The organism is Bosea sp. OAE506 (genome assembly GCF_040546595.1).
GTDB lineage: Bacteria > Pseudomonadota > Alphaproteobacteria > Rhizobiales > Beijerinckiaceae > Allobosea.
The window spans coordinates 3,090,866-3,110,272 of sequence record NZ_JBEPOB010000001.1; the positions used below are offsets into that span (position 1 = coordinate 3,090,866).

The 19,407-nt window shown below is 68.4% G+C and carries 14 protein-coding genes; 3 read left to right on the forward strand and 11 right to left on the reverse strand.

Features of this window, described 5'->3' with window-relative positions:
* Window positions 1-9: 9 nt before the first annotated feature.
* Window positions 10-882 carry a flagellar motor protein MotB gene (locus tag ABIE41_RS15130; protein WP_192641173.1) on the reverse strand — a complete coding sequence of 291 codons (873 nt, stop codon included), beginning with the start codon at window positions 880-882 and terminating at the stop codon, window positions 10-12.
* A 28-nt stretch (window positions 883-910) separates the two neighbouring features.
* On the reverse strand, window positions 911-1,768 hold the full coding sequence (gene motA / locus ABIE41_RS15135) for a flagellar motor stator protein MotA (protein WP_192641174.1): 858 nt from the start codon (window positions 1,766-1,768) through the stop codon (window positions 911-913).
* Window positions 1,769-2,207: 439 nt separating this feature from the next.
* Between motA and ABIE41_RS15140 the strand changes: the two genes are divergently transcribed.
* On the forward strand, window positions 2,208-3,320 hold the full coding sequence (locus tag ABIE41_RS15140; protein ID WP_192641175.1) for a M20 family metallopeptidase: 1,113 nt from the start codon (window positions 2,208-2,210) through the stop codon (window positions 3,318-3,320).
* A gap of 251 nt (window positions 3,321-3,571) precedes the next feature.
* On the opposite strand, the gene gyrA is transcribed toward ABIE41_RS15140, so the two are convergent.
* Entirely contained in the window at window positions 3,572-6,283 is a 2,712-nt protein-coding gene (gene gyrA, locus ABIE41_RS15145; protein ID WP_192642791.1) for a DNA gyrase subunit A, read from the reverse strand.
* Window positions 6,284-6,783: 500 nt separating this feature from the next.
* Between gyrA and ABIE41_RS15150 the strand changes: the two genes are divergently transcribed.
* Window positions 6,784-7,416, forward strand: coding sequence for a MarC family protein (locus ABIE41_RS15150; RefSeq protein ID WP_192641176.1), 633 nt, complete (start codon window positions 6,784-6,786; stop codon window positions 7,414-7,416).
* A 270-nt stretch (window positions 7,417-7,686) separates the two neighbouring features.
* Here the strand turns inward: ABIE41_RS15150 and ABIE41_RS15155 are convergent, their stop codons facing one another.
* The 8 genes from ABIE41_RS15155 to ABIE41_RS15190 all read right to left on the reverse strand — a co-directional run bounded on the left by ABIE41_RS15155 (window position 7,687) and on the right by ABIE41_RS15190 (window position 17,716).
* Window positions 7,687-8,883 (reverse strand): E22 family MetX-like putative esterase, encoded by a 1,197-nt coding sequence (locus ABIE41_RS15155; protein WP_192641177.1) that lies wholly within the window; start codon window positions 8,881-8,883, stop codon window positions 7,687-7,689.
* A gap of 100 nt (window positions 8,884-8,983) precedes the next feature.
* A complete protein-coding gene (locus ABIE41_RS15160; RefSeq protein ID WP_192641178.1) occupies window positions 8,984-10,741 on the reverse strand; it encodes an AsmA family protein in 1,758 nt (585 codons plus the stop codon).
* 238 nt (window positions 10,742-10,979) lie between these two features.
* Window positions 10,980-12,659, reverse strand: a complete 1,680-nt coding sequence (locus ABIE41_RS15165) for an ABC transporter permease (RefSeq protein WP_354192398.1) — start codon at window positions 12,657-12,659, stop codon at window positions 10,980-10,982.
* The gene (locus ABIE41_RS15170) at window positions 12,656-13,669 is read right to left on the reverse strand and encodes an extracellular solute-binding protein (RefSeq protein WP_192641179.1); all 1,014 of its coding nucleotides are present in this window, start codon (window positions 13,667-13,669) and stop codon (window positions 12,656-12,658) included. The genes ABIE41_RS15165 and ABIE41_RS15170 overlap by 4 nt, the downstream gene beginning before the upstream one ends.
* A 245-nt stretch (window positions 13,670-13,914) precedes the next feature.
* Entirely contained in the window at window positions 13,915-15,009 is a 1,095-nt protein-coding gene (locus ABIE41_RS15175) for a DUF2865 domain-containing protein (protein WP_192641180.1), read from the reverse strand.
* Window positions 15,010-15,154: 145 nt separating this feature from the next.
* Complete coding sequence (locus tag ABIE41_RS15180) at window positions 15,155-15,565, reverse strand: MAPEG family protein (RefSeq protein WP_192641181.1); 411 nt, start codon at window positions 15,563-15,565, stop codon at window positions 15,155-15,157.
* Window positions 15,566-15,713: 148 nt separating this feature from the next.
* Window positions 15,714-17,207: an IMP dehydrogenase gene (gene guaB / locus ABIE41_RS15185; RefSeq protein ID WP_192641182.1), complete on the reverse strand. Its 1,494-nt coding sequence runs from the start codon at window positions 17,205-17,207 to the stop codon at window positions 15,714-15,716.
* Window positions 17,208-17,371: 164 nt separating this feature from the next.
* The gene (locus tag ABIE41_RS15190) at window positions 17,372-17,716 is read right to left on the reverse strand and encodes a hypothetical protein (RefSeq protein WP_192641183.1); all 345 of its coding nucleotides are present in this window, start codon (window positions 17,714-17,716) and stop codon (window positions 17,372-17,374) included.
* Window positions 17,717-17,953: 237 nt separating this feature from the next.
* Between ABIE41_RS15190 and ABIE41_RS15195 the strand changes: the two genes are divergently transcribed.
* Entirely contained in the window at window positions 17,954-19,405 is a 1,452-nt protein-coding gene (locus ABIE41_RS15195) for an MFS transporter (protein ID WP_192641184.1), read from the forward strand.
* Window positions 19,406-19,407 lie beyond the last annotated feature (2 nt).

Below are 19,407 nucleotides of genomic sequence, written 5' to 3' on the forward strand. Positions count from 1 at the left end.
GCCTTGCCGTCAGCGCAGGGTGCTCGGCGGCATCGGCGGCTCTTCATTGAGCAGCAGGATGCTGACCCGACGGTTGGGCGGGCTGTAGGGATTGTCGGGGAAGACCGGATCGGTGTCGGCGCGGCCGGTCACGGAGGCGAAGCGGTCGCTGGGGAAGCCGGCGCCCGTTAGGATCTCGCGCACCGCGAGGGCGCGCCCGGCCGTGAGGTTCCAGGGATCGACGGCGCCGACCGAGCCCGGACGCGCGGCGGCCGTGTGGCCGGTGATGGCGAGGCGATTGGGCAGCCGGCGCAGTGTGGGGGCGAGCGCCTTCAGCACCTGCTTGGTGCGGTCATAGGGCTGGATCGCGCCCTCGGCGAACATGGCGCGGCCGTACTCGTCCTGGAGGGACACGTTCAGCCCCTCCCGGGTCGGCTCGATCACGATGTTGCGCGACAATTCGGCGACTTCCGGCATGGTCTGCAGGGCCTGCCGGATGCTGGCCGCGGCGCTGAGCTGGGACTGCAGGCCGGCGCCGGTGTGGTTGGACTCGCGTTCGCTGGATCGGCCCAGTGCGGTCCGGCGTGCGCCGTCGTCCTGGCCGATGGTGCCCATCGCTGCGTCGCGGGGCGCCGACGACTTGCTGCCCGACTTGTCGAGGGCCGTGCCCATCATGAGACCGCCCGCGCCGCTGTTGCTGGGGCTGAGGGCGGCCGGCGCAAAATACTCCGCCAGGCCGACCTTCTGCTCCTGCGTCGTCATGCTGATCAGCCACATCAGCAGGAAGAACGCCATCATGGCGGTCACGAAGTCGGCGTAAGCGATCTTCCAGGCCCCGCCATGGTGCCCGTGGGCGGCCTTCTTGATCTTCTTGATGATGATCGGCTGTGTGGATTTGTCCATCGGCTGCCTGCTGGAGGTCGGGTCAGGTCTAGGCCGGCAGATCGGCGGTGGCCGCTTCCACTTCGGCGAAGGTCGGGCGGACGTCGGTCATCAGCGCCTTGCGGGCAAACTCGACCGCCATCACCGGCGGCTGGCCGGCGATATGGGCGAGAAGCCCGGCCTTGAGCGAGAGATAGTATTTGGATTCCGCCTCGAAGGTGCTCTTCAGCGAAGAGGCCATCGGGCCGAAGAAGCCATAGGCGACGAAAACGCCGAAGAAGGTCCCGACGAGCGCGCCGCCGATCAGATGGCCCAGCACCTCCGGCGGCTCGGTGATCGAGCCCATCGTCTTGATGACGCCCAGCACGGCGGCGACGATGCCGAGCGCCGGTGTTCCGTCGGCGATCGACTGCATGGCGGCGTAGATCCGCTCCTGCTCCTGGTGGTGCGTCTCGAGCTCCTCGTCCATGAGCGCGTCGATCTCGTGGACGTTGTTGACGCCCATGGTCAGCATGCGCATGTAATCGCAAACGAATTCGACCGCGTGATGGTTCGCCGCGAAGCTCGGGAAGGCGTTGAACAGCGTCGAGTCGTGCGGATTCTCGATGTGCTGCTCGACCGCCAGCATGCCCTTCTGCTTGATGAGCTTGTAGAGCGAATACTGCATCCCCAGCAGTTCGACATAGTCAGCCTGCTTGTATTTCGGGCCCTTCACGAGCGTGCCGAACATGCCCGGCACGCCCTTGAGCACGGGCCCAGGGTTGCCGATGATGAACGCGCCGATCGCGGCGCCGAGGATGATGACGAATTCAAAGGGCTGCCACAGAACGAGGAGCTTGCCGCCCATCGCCGCGTAGCCGCCGAAGACGCAGAGGAAGACGATGATTGTGCCGACGATCAGCCGCATGGATTTTGCCACTCTCGCGCCACAGCAGGTACAGCCCGCGTGCGCCCTCTACAGTCCAACGAAATGACTGATTGAGGTTAAGGGCGAGTTTAGAATGGCTGTTTCGCAGGCTGCTGAATTCCGCCCCCGCGCCGTGCGATCAGGGCTCTGTCGCGTCGTTGAAGCGGCGGAAACGGCTCATTCCGCGGCCGCGCGCCCCCGTGCGGCGATGTCGAACTTGGTCATCTGCGTCATCGCGTCCATTATGCGGCCGGGGACGGCTGCGTCGCCGCCCGTGACCCGTTCGACGAAGCGCTCCGGGACGATCTGCCAGGACAGGCCGGAGCGATCCTTGAGCCAGCCGCCTTATGGTGTGCGGCGCCATGCCATCAGGGCAGGGCGCCCCTGCTGCGCTCCGCGCTTGCCGGCATGGCATGGGCCGGCCAAGGTTCGCGCCATCATGAGCACGCCCGATCCCGTCTCCGCCCTCTCCGTTTGGCTTTCGCTGGAGAGCCCCACCCAACACGCCCCCGGCGTCAACGGCATGATGGATCTCGTCGCCGCGGAGGTCGAAGGCCTGCCGATCGCGGTCGAACGCATCCCCGGCCGCGATGGGCTCGGCAACAGCCTGATCCTGCGGGCGGGTCCGGCCACCGGCGCGCCTGGCATTGCCGTGATGTCGCATCTCGATACGGTTCATCCCGTGGGCACCAGCGCGCGCGACCTGCCCGTCCGGGTCGAGGGCGACCGGCTCTATGGGCCCGGCGTCTACGACATGAAGGGCGGTGCCTTCCTGGCGCTGCAGGCCTTCAAGCAGGTGGCGTTGGCGGGCAGAGCGAAGCGGCCGCTGGTCTTCCTGTTCACGCCCGACGAGGAGATCGGCTCGCCGACGACGCGTGAGCTGATCGAGGAGATCGGCCGGACCTCTGCGGCTGTGCTCGTCACCGAGCCGGCGCGCGAGGGCGGCAAGATCGTCACGGCGCGAAAGGGGGTGGGGCGCTTCGAGGTCAAGCTGGAGGGCCGGCCGGCGCATTCCGGTGCGCGCCACGCCGATGGCCGCAGCGCGATCCGCGAAGCCGCCCACCAGATTCTCGCCATCGAGGGGCTGACCGATTACGCCCGCGGCGTCACCACGACGGTCGCGCTGATGGGCGGCGGCACGGCGGCCAATGTGATTCCCCAGCATGCCTGGTTCAGCGTCGATCTGCGCGTCGCCAGCGCCGCCGACGGGGCCGCGATGGAGAGCCATATCCTGGGCCTCACGCCCAAGGACCCGGATGTCCGCATCACCGTGACCGGGGGCATGAACCGGCCGCCCTATGAAAAATCCCCCGAAGGCGCGGCGCTGTTCGAGACGGCGAAACGCATCGCAGCCGGCATCGGCTTCGACCTGCAGGACTGCCCGATGACGGGTGGCGGTTCGGACGGCAACTTCACCGCCGCGCTCGGCGTGCCGACCCTGGACGGGCTCGGCATCGACGGCGAGGGCGCGCATACGCTGAACGAATACGGGCTGATCTCGTCGATCGCGCCGCGACAGGCGCTGATCAAGGGGCTGCTGGAGACGGTGTGAGCGCGGTGGCGCCGCAAGCCGGGCAGTCCCGCGGGCGCCACGTCGGCCGTCATTCCGGACAAGCGGCGAAGCCGCGCTGATCCGGAATCCATTGTTGAGCTAAGACCTTAGTTCGTTTTGCTCTACGATGGATCCCGGCGCTCCGCTTCGCTGCGGCCGGGATGACCCGCGCCCCGGAACAGCTCAAACCTCAGCGAAAAAGGGGCTGCATCGCTGCAGCCCCTTTCGTGTTTTCGCCGGCAGCGAAGCGCTTACGCTTCGGTCGGGCTCTCCGGCGCCGGGCCGGCTTCGGCCTCGCCGTCCTCGCTCTCGCCCTCGTCGCCGATGCGCTCGACCGAGACGACCTTCTCGCTGGCGTCGGTGTTGAACACCGTCACACCCTGCGTCGAGCGGCCGGCGATGCGGATGCGGTTGCCCGGGCCGGCATCGACCGGCACGCGGATGACCTGGCCGCCATCGGTGACCAGCATGATCTGGTCGCGGTCGTCGACCGGGAAGGAGGCGATCAGCTTGCCATTGCGGTCGTTGACGACCATGGCGACGATGCCCTTGCCGCCGCGGCCGGTGACCCGGTACTCGAAGGAGGAGCTGCGCTTGCCGTAGCCCTTCTCCGACACCGTCAGGATGAACTGCTCGGCGAGCTGCATCTCGACCCGCTTGGCGCCGAGTTCGACCTCGCCGGCCGTCTCCTCGCCATCGCCGGTGGCCGGTGCCTCCGCCGCATCCTCGGCCTCGCCATTGAGCGCGCGACGCTGGGCGGCGGCGTCCTTGAGATAGGTGGCGCGCTCTTCGGGCGTGGCGTCGAGATGCTTCAGGATCGCCAGCGAGATCACCTCGTCGCCCTTGCCGAGATTGATGCCGCGCACGCCGGTGGAATCGCGGCCCTTAAAGACGCGCACCTCCGGCACCTCGAATCGGATGCACTGGCCATTGGCCGTAGTCAGCAGCACGTCGTCGGCCTCGGTGCAGATCTGCACGTCGACGATGTGGTCGCCCTCGTCGAGCTTCATCGCGATCTTGCCGGCGCGGTTGACGTTGACGAAGTCGGAGAGCTTGTTGCGGCGGACATTGCCCGACGCGGTCGCGAACATGACGTCCAGCGTCTCCCAGCTCGCCTCGTCCTCAGGCAGCGGCATGATCGTGGTGATGCGCTCGTTCTTCTCGAGCGGCAGCATGTTGTTGAGGAACTTGCCGCGGGAGTTCGGCGCCGCCAGCGGCAGGCGCCAGACCTTCTCCTTGTAGACCTGCCCCTCGGAGGAGAAGAACAGCACCGGCGTGTGGGTGTTGGCGACGAAGAGACGGGTAACGAAATCCTCGTCGCGCGTCGCCATGCCGGAGCGGCCCTTGCCGCCACGCTTCTGGGCCCGATAGGTCGAGAGCGGCACGCGCTTGATGTAGCCGGCATGGGACACGGTTACGACCATGTCCTCGCGGGCGATCAGATCCTCGTCGTCGAGGTCGGAGCCCCAGTCCTGGATCACGGTGCGACGCGGCGTGGCGAAGGCGGTCTTCACCGCGGCCAGCTCGTCCTTGATGATCGACTGGATGCGGAGGCGCGAGCGCAGGATGTCGAGGTAATCGGCGATCTCGGTGGCGAGCTTTTGAAGTTCGTCGCCGATTTCGTCGCGGCCCAGAGCCGTCAGGCGGGCGAGGCGCAGCTCGAGGATCGCCTTGGCCTGCGCGTCCGACAGGCGATAGGTGCCGTCGGCGTTGATGGGGTGGCGCGGATCGTCGACCAGTGCGATCAGCGGCGCGATATCCTCGGCCGGCCAGTCGCGCTCCATCAGCGAGGCGTGGGCTGCGGCCGGGGTCGGCGCGGTGCGGATCAGGCGGATGACCTCGTCGATGTTGGCCACGGCCGTCGCCAGGCCGCACAGCACATGGGCGCGCTCGCGGGCCTTGTTGAGCAGGAAGCGCGTGCGCCGGGAGACGACCTCCTCGCGGAACTCGACGAAGGCGACGATGAAGTCGCGCAGGTTGAGCACCTCGGGCCGGCCGCCGTTCAGCGCCACGAAATTGCAGCCGAAGGAGGTCTGCAGCTGGGTGAAGCGGTAGAGCTGGTTGAGCACGACGTCGGCCAGCGCATCGCGCTTGATCTCGATGACGACGCGGACGCCTTCGCGGCTGGATTCGTCGCGCAGGTCCGAGATGCCCTCGATGCGCTTCTCGCGCACCATCTCGGCGATCTTCTCGACCATCGAGGCCTTGTTCACCTGGTAGGGGACCTCGGTGACGACGATCGCCTCGCGCTCCTTGCGAAGCTCCTCGATATGCGTCTTCGAGCGCATCACCACCGAGCCGCGGCCGGTGTGATAGGCGGCGTGGATGCCGCTGCGGCCCATGATAGAGGCGCCGGTCGGGAAGTCGGGGCCGGGCACGATCTCGATCAGCTCGTCGATCGTGATTTCGGGATTGTCGATCAGCGCGACGCAGGCGTCGATGACCTCGCCGAGATTGTGCGGCGGGATGTTGGTGGCCATGCCGACCGCGATGCCGCCGGCGCCGTTGACCAGCAGGTTCGGGTAGCGCGCCGGCAGGACGGTCGGCTCCTGCTCCTTGCCGTCATAGTTCGGCTGGAAGTTGACCGTGTCGAGGTCGAGATCCTCGAGCAGCGGCATCGCCGCCTTGTCGAGGCGCGCCTCGGTATAACGATCGGCGGCCGCGGAATCGCCGTCCATCGAGCCGAAATTGCCCTGGCCGTCGATCAGTGGCAGGCGCAGCGAGAAATCCTGCGCCATGCGAACCAGCGCGTCATAGACCGCGAGATTGCCGTGCGGATGGTATTTACCCATCGTGTCGCCGACGATGCGGGCGCATTTGGTGTAGGGCCGGTCGGGCAGGTTCTTGTTCTCGTGCATCGAGAACAGGATGCGCCGGTGCACGGGCTTCAGGCCGTCGCGGACGTCGGGCAGAGCGCGGCTCACGATCACGCTCATGGCGTAATCGAGATAGCTCTTCTTCATCTCGTCGGTGATGGCGATCGGCTTGATTTCGCCGCCGAACTGCGGCTCGTCCGGGCGCTTGTCTTCGGTGTCGTCGCTCAAGGGATAGGGTCCCGATTCCGGTTATTTTTCAAGCTTCTGGCTAGCCGATTCCACCGTTTTAGGCCAGCCGCGACCGCGGCTTTTCGGTGGAAAATAAGATCAACGAATTCAGTGACTTATAGGATACCCAAGGGACGTCGGCCGTTGCCCTCCACATTCCCGCCTTGATTGAGGAGCGGCGCGGCTCGAAATGGCCTCCATCCCCATACGAGGGCGCCTTGCCCCACGCTCAGCCCTCATCCTGAGGAGGGCGCTTCAGCGACCTTCTCGAAGGATGCTCCAGCTTGTTCCAGAACCTCCTGGAGCATCCTTCGAGACGCTGCGGTGCAGCTCCTCAGGATGAAGGCTGAGTGCGGGGGCGCTTCCCCTGCCGGCGCTGCCTCTTCCAGTGTGACGCGCGGCATGTCTTTAGTGCCGCCATGCCTATCGACTTCATCACCTCCGCGCTCGTCACCCTGCTCGTTACGCTCGATCCGCCGGGTCTGGCGCCGATCTTCCTGTCGCTGACGCAGGGCATGTCGGCGGGCGAGCGCCGTCAGGTGGCGATCCGCGCCTGCATCATCGCCTTCGGTATCCTCGCCTTCTTCGGGGTGGCCGGCGACATCGTGCTCAAGGCGCTCGGCGTGTCGCTGCCGGCCTTCCGCATCGCGGGCGGTCTGCTGCTGTTCTGGATCGCCTTCGAGATGGTGTTCGAGCGGCGCACCGAGCGCAAGCAGCAGACCGCGACGACCGCGATCACGCAGGATCACATCCGCAACGTCGCTGCCTTCCCGCTGGCGATCCCGCTGATGGCGGGGCCCGGCGCGCTGACCGCGATCATCCTCCTCGCCGGGCGGGCGGAGGGCGATCCGCTGCGGCTGGCGGCGCTGGCGCTCATCTGCGGGCTCGTGATCCTCTCCTGCCTCGCCGTGTTCTGGCTGGCGACGCCGCTCGCCCGCCTGCTCGGCATCACCGGCAACATCGTCCTGACCCGCCTGCTCGGCGTCATCCTCGCCGCGCTGGCGGTGCAGTTCGTGATCGACGGGGTGAGGGCGGTGGTCCGGGCGGGGTAGGGTCTTTACTCCGCGCAACGACAAATCTGACTTCGGCCGCATCGCTGCCCACGTTCGCCCTCTTCTGGATGATGCTACGTCAGCCTTCAGGCTGCAGGTCGCAGAGCAACTGCGGGCATATGAGCGAGCAGCTCATGGCCAGCGATCTCGACTGTCTCGAGTCTTTTCAAACGGTCAAGCCGTTCAACGGGCTGCGCGGCTCCACCGCCTCTGTCGGCTTGGCGAAGGAGTGGCGCGGACCCCGCCAAAGCGGAGCCGCGCCGCAATCGCCTACTTTTCCAGGAAGGCCCGGATCGCGCCTTCGGCCTGCTTCATCGAAATGACGCCGTCGAGATGGCCGCGCGAGCCCTGGATATGGGCATGGGTGACGTCGACGCCGCCCTTCTTCAGCGTCTCGGCGGTGCGGTCGACCGCGTCGGCGGTGAAGACGAGGTCCTTGGGCTGGGTGATCAGCAGCACCGGCGCTTTGATCTTCGTCGCCGCATCCGTGAGCGAGGTGCCGCCTGCGGCGAAGAGCTGGTTCGCCTTGACGAGATAGAGGAAATGGTTGGCGTCCGAGACCTTGGCGCGGGCCTCGCCGGCATTGTCGAGGATGCTCTGGACCTGGAAGCGGTTGCCCAGCGCCTTGGCCGGGTCCTCGCCGTCCTTGGCGGCGCGGCGGCCGAAGGTGGCGTTGGCCCAGTCCTGATGGTTGGCCTGCAGCGTCACCACGGCGAGCGCCTTGGCGAGGCCGGCATTGGGCGGCGTCTTGCCGTAATAGTCGCCCTTGTTCCAGTTGGGATCGACCACGATCGGCGCGGCCCAGACGTCGAGCCAGGCGATCAGCTGCGCATCGGCCTCGCCCGCGCCGATCACCGGCATCGCCTTGGCGACCATCTCGGGATAGCGCGCCGCCCATTCGAAGGTCTGGAGCGAGCCCATGGAGGGACCGGCGACCAGGGCCAGCCGCTTGATGCCGAGGCTCTCAACCAGCGCCTTCTGGACATTGACGAAATCGCCGACCGTCACGACCGGGAAGTCGAGCGCATAGGGCTTGCCGGTGTCGGGGTCGATCGAGGCCGGGCCGGTGGTGGTGGTCTTGGGATCGCCGGTGTTGAGGTTCACCAGCGTGTCGGAGGAGAGGACGAAATACTTGTTGGTGTCGATCGCCTTGCCGGGGCCGATGATCGCGTCCCAATAGCCGGGCGCGGCGTCCTTGGCATCGTACTTCCCGGCGGCATGCGAGTTGCCCGAGAAGAAGTGGCAGATCAGCACGGCATTGGACTTGTCGGCGTTGAGCGTGCCGTAGCTCTCCCAGCCGACCTTGACGTCCTTGAGGGTGCGCCCGCTTTGCGTGGTGAAGCTCTGGAGGGTGAAGACCTTTTTCTCGGTCAACAGCTCCTGGGCCGCCGCCGGGGCGCCGCCGCTCATCAGATCCATCGCCATCCATCCCACGAGGCCTGCCGTGGCCGCGATCCAGTGCTTCATCGTCCGTTCCTCCCGTCGACGTTCCGTGCGGCCGTGACATCCGGCCTTGATCCCATCCAAGCGGAAGTCCGGCGGTGACGGAAGCGGAAAGGCGCGGCGATCAGCGCAGCGGCAGCGTCTCGCCCTCGCCGGCGCCGGCCGGGCGCAGCAGCGCCTCGGTCTGGAGGTCGAAGGCGGGGGCGGAAAGCGGGCCGCGAAGGCTGAAGGGAACCCGCAGCGTGCCGCTGGCCGGCTGCAGCAGGGCCGCCATGTCGAGGGTCGGCCCGTTCAGCGCGGCCGTGCCGACCAGGGTCATGCGGTAGCCGGTCCCCGCCATCTGCGCGTCGCTGAGGGTAAGGACGCCATTGGCGACCGTCGCGGTGAAGCCGGCGCTGTCGAAGGCGGTGCGGCCCTGGCGCCAGTCGCGCAAGGCGAGGCCGGGATTGCGCTCGGCGCGGCGCAGCAGATCGGCGAAGGCGAAGCCGGAGAGCTCGCCCTGGCGCAAAGACAGGGTGCCCTTGCCGCTGAGCGAGGCCAGGATTTCGGGGACCGACTGGCCGAGTCCGTCCAGGCTGAGCTGCAGCGCGCCAGTGCCGCTGAGGCGGGCAAGCTGCGGCAGATCGAGGCCGGCGCGGCCGAGATTGAGCTTCTCGACCCCGCCGACCAGCTTGACGTCGATGCCTCCCGGCGCCGCCATGGCGAGGAGGCGGCCCTTGACGCTGCCGCCATAGGCGCCCGCCCGCAGCAGCCCGGCTTCGAAGCGCCCCTTCTTGACCAGGAGATAGGTCGCGACGTCGGAGAGCCGCGCGCCGTCGAGCCGTGCGGCCTCGACCGAGACGCGCAGGTCGATGTCATGGGCCGTCCAGGTCTCGAAGGGCAGGGGCGCCGAGTCGGGCGTGCCATTGGCGGCGGGCAGTTCGAGCCGGGTGAGCAGGCGCCCGAGATCGAGCGTCGCGCCGGCCAGCGTGCCGGAGAGGCTGGTGCGGCCCGCCACGGTCGCCAGGTTGAGCGCGCCGTCGAGACGGTCGCCCTCCAGCCGCAGCGCGACATTGGTCAGGGCCGTGTCATGGGGGCGAATGCGGGCCTCCGCGCTGAGCGAAAGCGGCCCGAGCGCGCCGGCCAGTCGCGGCGCCTCGCCGAACCAGTTCAGCAGCTCGGGCAGAGAGCGCGTCGCCAGCGTGAGCTGGCCGGTCGTGATCGGTTCGGGTGCGCTGCTGCGCGCGCCCTCGAATTGCAGCTTGAGCAGTGGCGCCTCGATGCTGAGCAAGGTCCGGCCGCGCCCGCCGGCCATCGGCCAGACCAGGCTGATCTCGGCGGGCATGCCGCGCCATTGCAGATTGCCCGCCAGTGCCAGCGGGGCCTGCGCCTCGCGCTCGTCGAGGACGAGGTTGACGTCGCGCAGGATGCTGCGGATCGCGCCCTCCGAGCGGATGAAGACGGAGCCACCATTGATGACGATGCGGCTCTGTTCGCTCAGCTTCTGCAGCGCGTCGAGCGGGCGGGCCAGCCAGTCGCCGAGTTGGTCGCTGCCGGCGGGGACGGCGAGATCGAGCTGCGGCGAGACGAGATCGACCCGGTCGAAGTCCAGACGGCCGACGAGGAGCGGGAGCAGCCGCGCCTGTGCGCGCAGGCGCAGGGCCCGGCCGGAAAGGCTGCCATCCTGCTGCGCGAAGGAGACCGCCGAGAGGCTGATCCGCGGCAGCGGCAGCAGCGCGATCTCGGCCTTGTCCAGCCCCGTCACGGCGAGGCCGGTGCGGGCCTCGATCGCGCGGATGACGTGGCGCTCGACCCGCGCCGCCGCGATGTTCCACGACTGCAGGCCGAGAAGCCCGAGAACGAGGACAAGGCTGTAGGCGAGGATCGAGGCGCGTCGGGTCATGAACTCTCGGGACGGGATAGCCGGAACATCGTGCTGCAGCGGGGGCGAAAGGCCACGCCCCCGGACCATGGCGCGCCGCGGGAGGGTGGCGCCGCCGCCATCCCGGGTCTGAACGCGGCGCCCACCCAACCAGGAAGCGACCGGGCGGCAGGCAGTGCGCAGCCGGCTGCGCTCCCATCCCGCGCCCTGTCCTGCGCGGCTTTCGGTTTAGGCCGATGGCGGGGGCTTGTCGAGCCGGCTAGCCGGCCCGGCCGCCGGCGCGGGCGAGGCGGTAGGCCGGATAGAGGCCGGCGAGCACGATCAGCAGCCCGGCGAGCGCCCCGTCCTCGAAGGCCCCGCGCGAGGCATGGCCGTAGACGGTGGTGGCGAGCGTCTCGACATTGAGCGGCCGCAGCAGCAGAGTCGCCGGCAGTTCCTTGAGGCAATCGACGAAGACGAGCAGGGCGGCCGCTGCGACGGCCGGGCGCGCCAGCGGCCAGTGCATCTTGCGCATCACCTGCGGCGCGCTGGCGCCCAGCGTGCGTGCGGCGTCGTCGATGCGCGGCGAGATGCGCGACAGGCCGCTTTCGACGCCCGAAACGGCGATGGCGAGGAAGCGCACCAGATAGGCCAGCACCAGCGCCGCGCCGGAGCCGATCAGGAGCAGGCCGGGATTGACGCCGAGCCAGCGCCGCGCCGCATCGGCGACGAGATTGTCGAAGGCGGCGAGGGGGACGAGCAGGCCGAGCGCCAGCACCGTGCCGGGCACCGCATAGCCGAGGCCGGCCAGCCGCGACAGCGCGGGCAGCCAGGGCTCGCGCCCCTGCCGCCGCGCGGCCGCGATGCCGATGCCGAGCAGCACGACGAGCCCGGCTGCGAGCCCCGCGAAGGCGAGCGCATTGGCGAGGCTGCGCAGCATGGCGCCGTCGAATTGCTGCCAGAGGTCGCGCTGCAGCACCTCGGCCGCGAGGAAGCCGATCGGCAGCACGGCGCCGAGGAGGACGGGCAGGGCGCAGAGCGTCACGGCCGCCACTGCCCGCCAGCCGGCGAGCGGCGAGCGGCCGACGGCGCGCGGCTGCCGCACCGGCAGGGCGAAGCGGCGCTGGCCGCGCAGATGCGCCTCGACCGCCATCAGCAGGACGACGAGCAGCAGCATGACGCAGGCGATCTGGGCCGCGCCCGCCAGCGAGTTGCGGTTGACCCAGGTGGTGTAGATCGAGAGCGTCAGGGAGCGGACGCCGAGATATTCACTGGCGCCGATGTCGTTCAGCGTCTCGAGCAGAGCCAAAGTGAGCCCTGCCGCCAGCGCCGGGCGCGCCATGGGCAGGCCGACGCGCCAGAACAGCCGGCTCGGCGAGGCGCCGAGCGTGCGTGCCGATTCCACGATCGCCGCCGCCTGCAGGCCGAAGAGCGCCCGCACGCTCAGATAGACGTAAGGGTAGAGCACGAGCGCCATGATGAAGATCGCGCCCGGCAGGTTGCGCGGATCGGGGAACCAGTAGTCGCGCAGCGAGCGCCAGCCGGTCAGGGCGCGCAGCGCCGTCTGGAACGGCCCCTGGAAGCCGAGGATTTCGACATAGACATAGGCCGTGATGTAGGTCGGCAGGGCGAGCGGCAGCACCAGCAGCCATTCCAGGCCGCGCCGGCCCGGGAATTCGAACTGCGTCACCAACCAGGCGCTGCCGACGCCGATGGCGGCGCAGAGCGCGCCGACGCCCAGCAGCAGGAGGCTGGTGTCGGCCAGCGCGGCGGGCAGGACATTCGCCGCCAGATGCGGCCAGATCGACGCCGCCTGCGGCGACAGTGCCGTGTAGGCCAGCGCCAGGACGGGCAGCAGCGCGAGGCCTGCGCCGAGCAGGGCGGCGAAGACCAGAAATGTCGACGGCCGCCACGCGAGTGGCGACCGCCGGGTCTCGGAGAGGGAAACGCCGAGGCTCAATTGTCGAAGCCGACCTTGTCGACGAGATCCGCCGCGGCTTTGCGGTTCTTGGCGACGTCACCGAGAGGGGTGGTGTCCGGGGTGATGGTGCCGAGCAGCTTGACCGCCGCGCTCTCCTTCACATCCGGGTTCACGGGGAACTCGAAATTGCCGTCGGCATAGAGGGTCTGCGCCTTCTCGCCGAGCATGTACTCGATCAGCTTGACGGCGCTGTCCCTGTTCGGAGCGTTCTTGGCGATCGCCGCGGCCGAGACGTTCACATGGGTGCCGCCATTGGCGAAGGTCGACTTGACCGGCTTGATCGCCTCGTACCAGCTCTTCTGCTCGTTCTTCGCCTCGCTCATCAGGCCGATATAGTAGGTGTTCATCACCGCGATGTCGCACTGGCCCGACAGGATGTCGCGCGCCACGTCGCGGTCACCGCCGCCGGGCTTGCGGGCGAGGTTGGCCTTGAGGCCCTTCAGATAGCTTTCCGTCTTCTCGGCGCCGTTGCGGGCGAGATAGGCGGCGAAGAAGGCGTTGTTGTAGGGGTGCTGGCCCGAGCGGATGCAGACCTTGCCCTTCCATTTGGGGTCGGCCAGATCCTCATAGGTGATCGCGTCCTGCTTCACGCGCTCCTTCGAGACCACGACGATGCGGGCGCGCTGGGTCAGCGTGACCCAGTTGTCGGCCGGGCCACGCAGCGCGGCGGGTACCGTCTTGTCCACCAGCGCGGACTTGATCGGCTGGGTGATGCCTGCCTCGACCAGGGCGTTGATCTGGCCGACATCGACCATCAACATCACGTCGGCGGGGCTGTTGGCGCCCTCGGCCGCAACGCGCTCCTGCAGACCGTCCTTCAGGAAGACCGCATTGACCTTGATGCCGGTGTCCTTGGTGAAGGCGTCGATGACGGGGTTGAGCAGGGCGGCCTCGCGCGTCGTGTAGAGGTTCACGCTCTGGGCGAAGGCCGGGACCGCCAGCAGGCAGGAGGCCAGGGCCAGCGTGGAGAGACGGATCGCGTGGGTCATGGTCGGCTCCTTCGGGTTCAAGGCCCGTTTCTTGATGTTGCCGAGGGAGCGGTAGAGGGCGACTGGCAGGGCGTCAACCGAAAAACCCTTTGAGATCAGTCTCTTAAAGGGGTTCTAATCTGTTTCGAGTTTTGATTTCTTCTAAAGAGGCCACGTCAGCGGGGGCTGAGGTCTCGGCCGCGTTGTGGGCGAGCGCCGATGGCGCCAGCGCGGCGCGAGGCTGGCGCCGACGGGTATCTGCTGGATCAGTCGGCGATCAGCGAGATCATCCGCACCGGGCCGCGACGGGCGGGGTCGAGCGTGCCGCGCAGGACAAAGCGGCTTTCCGCGTCGCTGGCGAGGTTGTCATCGTGCAGGCTGGCCTCGCGCAGCAGCATCTGGCGGCGCACCGAGCGTGCCTGCGCCTCGAGGCGGGAGATGCCGACGCGCTCGTCGATCTCGCGGCGCTGGCTCTTGGTGAGTTCGGCGGCCGAACGGAAATCACGGAAATCGCGAGGGCTGTAGGGAAAGCGCGAGCCGCCCATGAAGGTACGGACCTTGCCGTCGAGGACGACGCTATCGCCGGGCCGCAGCGTGAAGTCGCGCAGCAGCGAGACGCGGCGCTCGCCCGCCTGGACGATGGCCGGGCGGCATGCGGCGGCGTCCCGCGTCGTCTCGAAGGCATAGGCCATCGGCAGGGCACGATAGCGCTTGCCGTCGGCCGACTGGGCCTCGCCGACATCGCTGACACCGCCGGACAGGCGGAAGACCTTGACCGGGATGCCTGGGTTCATCGCCTGGCAGAGCGCCTCATGCGCCGGCATATCGGCGGCCCCGCGCAACTGCCCGATCGGCGCGTGGAAGCCGTCGCAGAGTCGCACGCAGAGGGTCCGGTTGCCTTCGTTGAGCGCGGTGAGCCGGGCCTCCGGCGTGCGCCTGGAGCGGGCAGCGGCGGGGTCGGTCGCCGCACGCTGGCGGAAGGGGTTGAGATCGACAGGCGGATGAGCGAGCCGGCCGTCGGGCGCCGTCTGCAGCAAGGGGATCTGCCAGCTGGAGCGGGCGGGCGCATAGGCGGTGGGGCGCGTCATTACCTGCGGCGCATAGCCGGCGGACTGGGCGCGGCGCGCCTCGCGGTTTGCGGCCTCCTGGAGATGAAAGGCGCGGATGCCGGCATCGTCCTCGGCCTGGACCAGCGAGACCGTCAGCACCGTGCCGCCGACGCCGAGGGCGAGACCGAGCGCGCCGAGAGCGGCGAGGCGGGCGGAGCGGCGCGGAGCCGTGGCGGCACTGGCGCTCGCCGGAGCCGGGCTGTCCTGCCGACCTGCGGAAACCGGGCTCGCCACTTCACGGACGCGCAACATCGCGTTTACTCCACTCTACGCTCGCTGACCTGTCCGCCGCCGGATGGGTGTAGTTTACTTTTCGTTAAGCTTCAACGCTCCCGCCATGCGGCCAGAACGAATCAGGCGGGGATGCTTAACGCTGCAGGCTCGCGCGGAACTGGCGTCAGAGCACGGCCAGAACCACGCCGATCCACATGCCAAACAGGACGAGGACGCCGAGCGCGAAGGCCGGCGCGCGCAGGCGCAGATCGTTCGAGCCGACATGGATGACCGTGTGGACGACCCGGCTGGCGACATAGAGCCAGGCCAGAGCCGCCATGATGTAGCTGGTCGCGCCGACCTCCATCGCCAGCATGATCAGGGCAAAGAAGATGACCGGCGTCTCGAACTGGTTGGCGAAGTTCGCCGCGGCGAGGCGAGCCGGCTGGGGATAGGCCTCGGTCGAGACCGCGACATCGGCCATCCGGACCTGCTTGCCGGCGAAGGCTGCCTTGCGCCGCAGGAAGAGGATGCCGAGGACGACGAACATCCAGAGGATCAGGGCGAGGGCGGGGTAGACCAGCTTGAGCGACATCCTGCGTCTCCGAGCGCCTCCATCGCGCCGGGCCCCGCCGGCCGGGCGCGTCCGAAGCCAAGCAATCCGCAGGGCCGAACGCAAGCGCGGCGGCCCCGCGAAGGGCCGCCGCGCGGCAGAAGTCGGTGGATAGAGGCTTAAGCCGCCGTCAGGAGCGCGTCGGGTAGTTCGGGCTCTCGCGCACGATCGTCACGTCATGGACATGGCTCTCGCGCAGGCCGGCGCTGGTGATGCGGATGAAGCGGGCCTTGGACTGGTAGTCCTTCAGATCCTTGCCGCCGACATAGCCCATGGCGGCACGCAGGCCGCCGGCGAGCTGGTGGAGCACGCTCGAGACCGGGCCCTTATAGGCGACCTGGCCCTCGATGCCCTCGGGCACCAGCTTCAGCGCATCCTTGATATCCTGCTGGAAATAACGGTCGGCCGAGCCACGCGCCATGGCGCCGACCGAGCCCATCCCGCGATAGGATTTGTAGGAGCGGCCCTGGTAGAGGAAGGTCTCGCCCGGGGTCTCGTCCGTGCCGGCGAGCAGCGAGCCGACCATGGCGCAGGACGCGCCGGCCGCGAGCGCCTTGGCGAGGTCGCCCGAATACTTGATGCCGCCATCGGCGATGACCGGGATGCCGTGCTTGCTGGCGGCGTTGGCGGCGTCCATCACCGCGGTGAGCTGGGGCACGCCGACGCCGGCGACGATGCGGGTGGTGCAGATCGAGCCCGGGCCGATGCCGACCTTGATCGCATCCGCGCCGGCATCGATCAGCGCCTGGGCCCCGCCGGCGGTTGCGACGTTGCCGGCGATGACCTGCACGGCGTTGGAAAGCCGCTTCACCCGCGTCACCGCCTCCAGCACCTTGGCCGAATGGCCATGGGCAGTGTCGACGACGATGAGATCGACGCCGGCGTCGATCAGCATCTCGGAGCGCTCGAAGCCGAGATCGCCCGTGGTGGTCGCTGCCGCCACCAGCAGCCGGCCCTTGGCGTCCTTGGCGGCGTTGGGATGGGCGACCTGCTTCTCCATGTCCTTGACGGTGATCAGGCCGATGCAGCGGTGATGATCGTCGACGACGAGCAGCTTCTCGATGCGGAACTGGTGCAGGAGGCGGCGGGCTTCCTCCTGTGTGACGCCCTCGCGCACCGTGATCAGCCGGTCCTTGGTCATAATCTCGGAGACGGGCTGCTCGGGATTGGCGGCGAAGCGGACGTCGCGATTGGTCAGGATGCCGACGAGCTTGCCCTTGTGACCCTGCGGACCGCGCTCGACGACCGGGATGCCCGAGATCGAATTGTGCCGCATGATCGCGAGCGCATCGCCCAGCGTCTCGTCGGGGAAAATCGTGATCGGGTTGGCGACCATGCCCGATTCGAACTTCTTGACGAGGCGGACCTGGGCGGCCTGCTGATCGGCCTCGAGATTGCGATGGACGACGCCGAGGCCACCGTTCTGGGCCATGGCGATCGCCATCTTCGCTTCCGTCACCGTGTCCATGGCGGAGGCGATGATCGGCAGGTTCAGCGAGATCGTCTTGGTGAGCTGGGTGCGGATGTCGACATCCGCCGGCATGACCTCGGACGGGCCGGGCTCGAGCAGCACGTCGTCGAAGGTGAGACCGTCGCGAATCAGGCCGTCGAGCAATAGGGTCATCGTCAACTCCGACGCCGGACGTGCCGGCTCTGCTGCGGTCTTGCGGAAAGTGCCCGCGACCGGGTTGACGAGGCCCGTTAGCACGGGCTCCCCGCTGCCGCTAGACCACCGCGCCACAAATTTTGCTGCGGCGCGGCGAAGCTTCCGGCGACGGGTGCGCGGGCCTATCCCTGACGCTGCGGATTCGAACGCACGGCGCCTGCGGGCAGGCGCGGCGTGCTCGGCGCGACGCCGAAGCAGCCGGCCTGGAAGACCATCTGGCCTTCGCGGTTGGCGATCTCCTGGCAGTCCTTCTGGCGCATGCAGTTCATCACGCGCAGGCTGTCGCCGGAGCCGGGCGAGACGACCGGCTGGGCGCAGCCGATCTCCCAGCTCGTCGAGGAATTTTGCGCAGGCTGGGCGTGGGCGGCACGCCCGCCCGTGCCGGCCAGGCCCAGCCCGGCGAGAAAGCAAAGCCCGGTGAGGCGAACGGCCCGGCGCAGGGCGGGGATGGCAAGACGGTCAAGCATCGGAGATCTCCGGAATGGTGCGGTTGCGCCCCTCTAGCGCTCAGATGGGGGGCGCAGGCAGGCCGCGACACGGCGGCGAACGCATGGCTGCGCTGCTGTGACGCCCGCTCCGCGAGTGAAACGCATGGCGGCCTTGCGCGTTGCGCCCGGTTCGGAGGCGCTCCGGCGCCGATCCTGCCCTCGTCTTGCCCGGCTCGGGGCGTTATGGCTGCCCTGTCTCCGCGAGGATTGCCCGTCTTGCAGCGCGCCAAGCTCCTGCCCCTGATCGTCGCCTGTGCGCTGTTCATGGAGAACACCGATTCGACGGTGATCGCGACCTCGCTGCCGGTGATCGCGCAATCGCTCGGCGAGGACCCGATCGCGCTCAAGCTGGCGCTGACCTCCTATCTCGTCAGCCTGGCCGTCTTCATCCCGATCTCCGGCTGGATGGCGGACCGCTATGGCGCGCGCACGATCTTCCGGGCGGCGCTGGCGGTGTTCATGCTGGGCTCGGTGCTGTGCGCGCTGTCGAACTCGCTGGGCGCCTTCGTCGGCGCGCGCTTCGTCCAAGGCATGGGCGGGGCGATGATGGTTCCGGTCGGGCGGCTGGTCATCCTGCGCAGCGTCAGCAAGGCCGAGCTCGTCAGCGCGCTGGCCTATCTGACCGTGCCGGCGCTGGTCGGCCCCGTCGTCGGGCCGCCGCTGGGCGGCTTCATCACGACCTATTTCGACTGGCGCTGGATCTTCTTCATCAACCTCCCGATCGGGATCGTCGGCATCGTGCTGGCGACCCTGTTCTTCGAGGATGTGCGCGAGGAGGACGTCGCCCCGCTCGACATTCGCGGCTTCCTGCTGTCGGCCTTCGGCTTCGCCAGCCTGATGCTCGGGTTGGCGACAGGCGGGCGCCATCTCGTGCACGAAGCGGTGTCCTATGCCTGCGTCGCCGCCGGGATCGCGTCCCTCATCGGCTACTGGTTCCATTCGCGACGCATTGCCCATCCCGTGCTGAACCTGTCGCTGCTCAAGATCCCGACCTACCGGATCGGCGTGATCGGCGGCTCGATCTTCCGCACCGGGATCGGCGCCGTGCCCTTTCTGCTGCCGCTGATGCTGCAGCTCGGCTTCGGGCTGGACGCGTTGCAATCGGGGCTGATCACCTTCGTCTCGGCAGCGGGCGCGCTGCTGATGAAGACGGCGGCCAAGACCATCCTCGCGCGCTTCGGTTTCCGGCGCGTGCTGACCTTCAACGCGGTGGTCGGCGCGGCCTTCCTGGCGGCGTCGGGGCTGTTCACCCCCTCGACGCCGCACTGGATCATGCTGTCGGTGCTGCTGATCGGCGGCTGCTTCCGCTCGCTGCAGTTCACCGGCATCAATGCGCTCAGCTATGCCGACGTCTCCAACAAGGACATGTCGGGCGCGACCAGCCTGTCGAGCGTGGCGCAGCAGCTCTCGCTCAGCATGGGCGTCACCATCGGGGCCTTCGCGTTGGAGGCGGCAGGCGCGCTCCATGGTGGGTCGGCGCTCGGCGCGGGCGATTTCTGGCCCGCCTTCATCCTGGTCGGGCTGATCTCGGCTTCGTCGGTGTTCATGATGGCGCGGCTCGCACCCGACGCCGGGGCGGAAGTCTCCGGGCATCTGCTGGGCGGTGCGCCGACGAGTGCCCCCAAGGCGACGGCCCAGGCGATTTCGGACCAGAAGCCGCTGGAATAGCC

Coding starts and splice junctions, on each gene's coding strand:
- motA (WP_192641174.1), bottom strand. CDS start 1,768: ATGCGGCTGATCGTCGGCACAATCATCGTCTTCCTCTGCGTCTTCGGC.
- ABIE41_RS15170 (WP_192641179.1), bottom strand. CDS start 13,669: ATGACCCACGCGATCCGTCTCTCCACGCTGGCCCTGGCCTCCTGCCTG.
- ABIE41_RS15190 (WP_192641183.1), bottom strand. CDS start 17,716: ATGCTTGACCGTCTTGCCATCCCCGCCCTGCGCCGGGCCGTTCGCCTC.
- gyrA (WP_192642791.1), bottom strand. CDS start 6,283: ATGAAGAAGAGCTATCTCGATTACGCCATGAGCGTGATCGTGAGCCGC.
- ABIE41_RS15155 (WP_192641177.1), bottom strand. CDS start 8,883: ATGAAGCACTGGATCGCGGCCACGGCAGGCCTCGTGGGATGGATGGCG.
- ABIE41_RS15160 (WP_192641178.1), bottom strand. CDS start 10,741: ATGACCCGACGCGCCTCGATCCTCGCCTACAGCCTTGTCCTCGTTCTC.
- ABIE41_RS15180 (WP_192641181.1), bottom strand. CDS start 15,565: ATGTCGCTCAAGCTGGTCTACCCCGCCCTCGCCCTGATCCTCTGGATG.
- ABIE41_RS15130 (WP_192641173.1), bottom strand. CDS start 882: ATGGACAAATCCACACAGCCGATCATCATCAAGAAGATCAAGAAGGCC.
- ABIE41_RS15140 (WP_192641175.1), top strand. CDS start 2,208: ATGAGCACGCCCGATCCCGTCTCCGCCCTCTCCGTTTGGCTTTCGCTG.
- ABIE41_RS15150 (WP_192641176.1), top strand. CDS start 6,784: ATGCCTATCGACTTCATCACCTCCGCGCTCGTCACCCTGCTCGTTACG.
- guaB (WP_192641182.1), bottom strand. CDS start 17,207: ATGACCCTATTGCTCGACGGCCTGATTCGCGACGGTCTCACCTTCGAC.
- ABIE41_RS15175 (WP_192641180.1), bottom strand. CDS start 15,009: ATGTTGCGCGTCCGTGAAGTGGCGAGCCCGGTTTCCGCAGGTCGGCAG.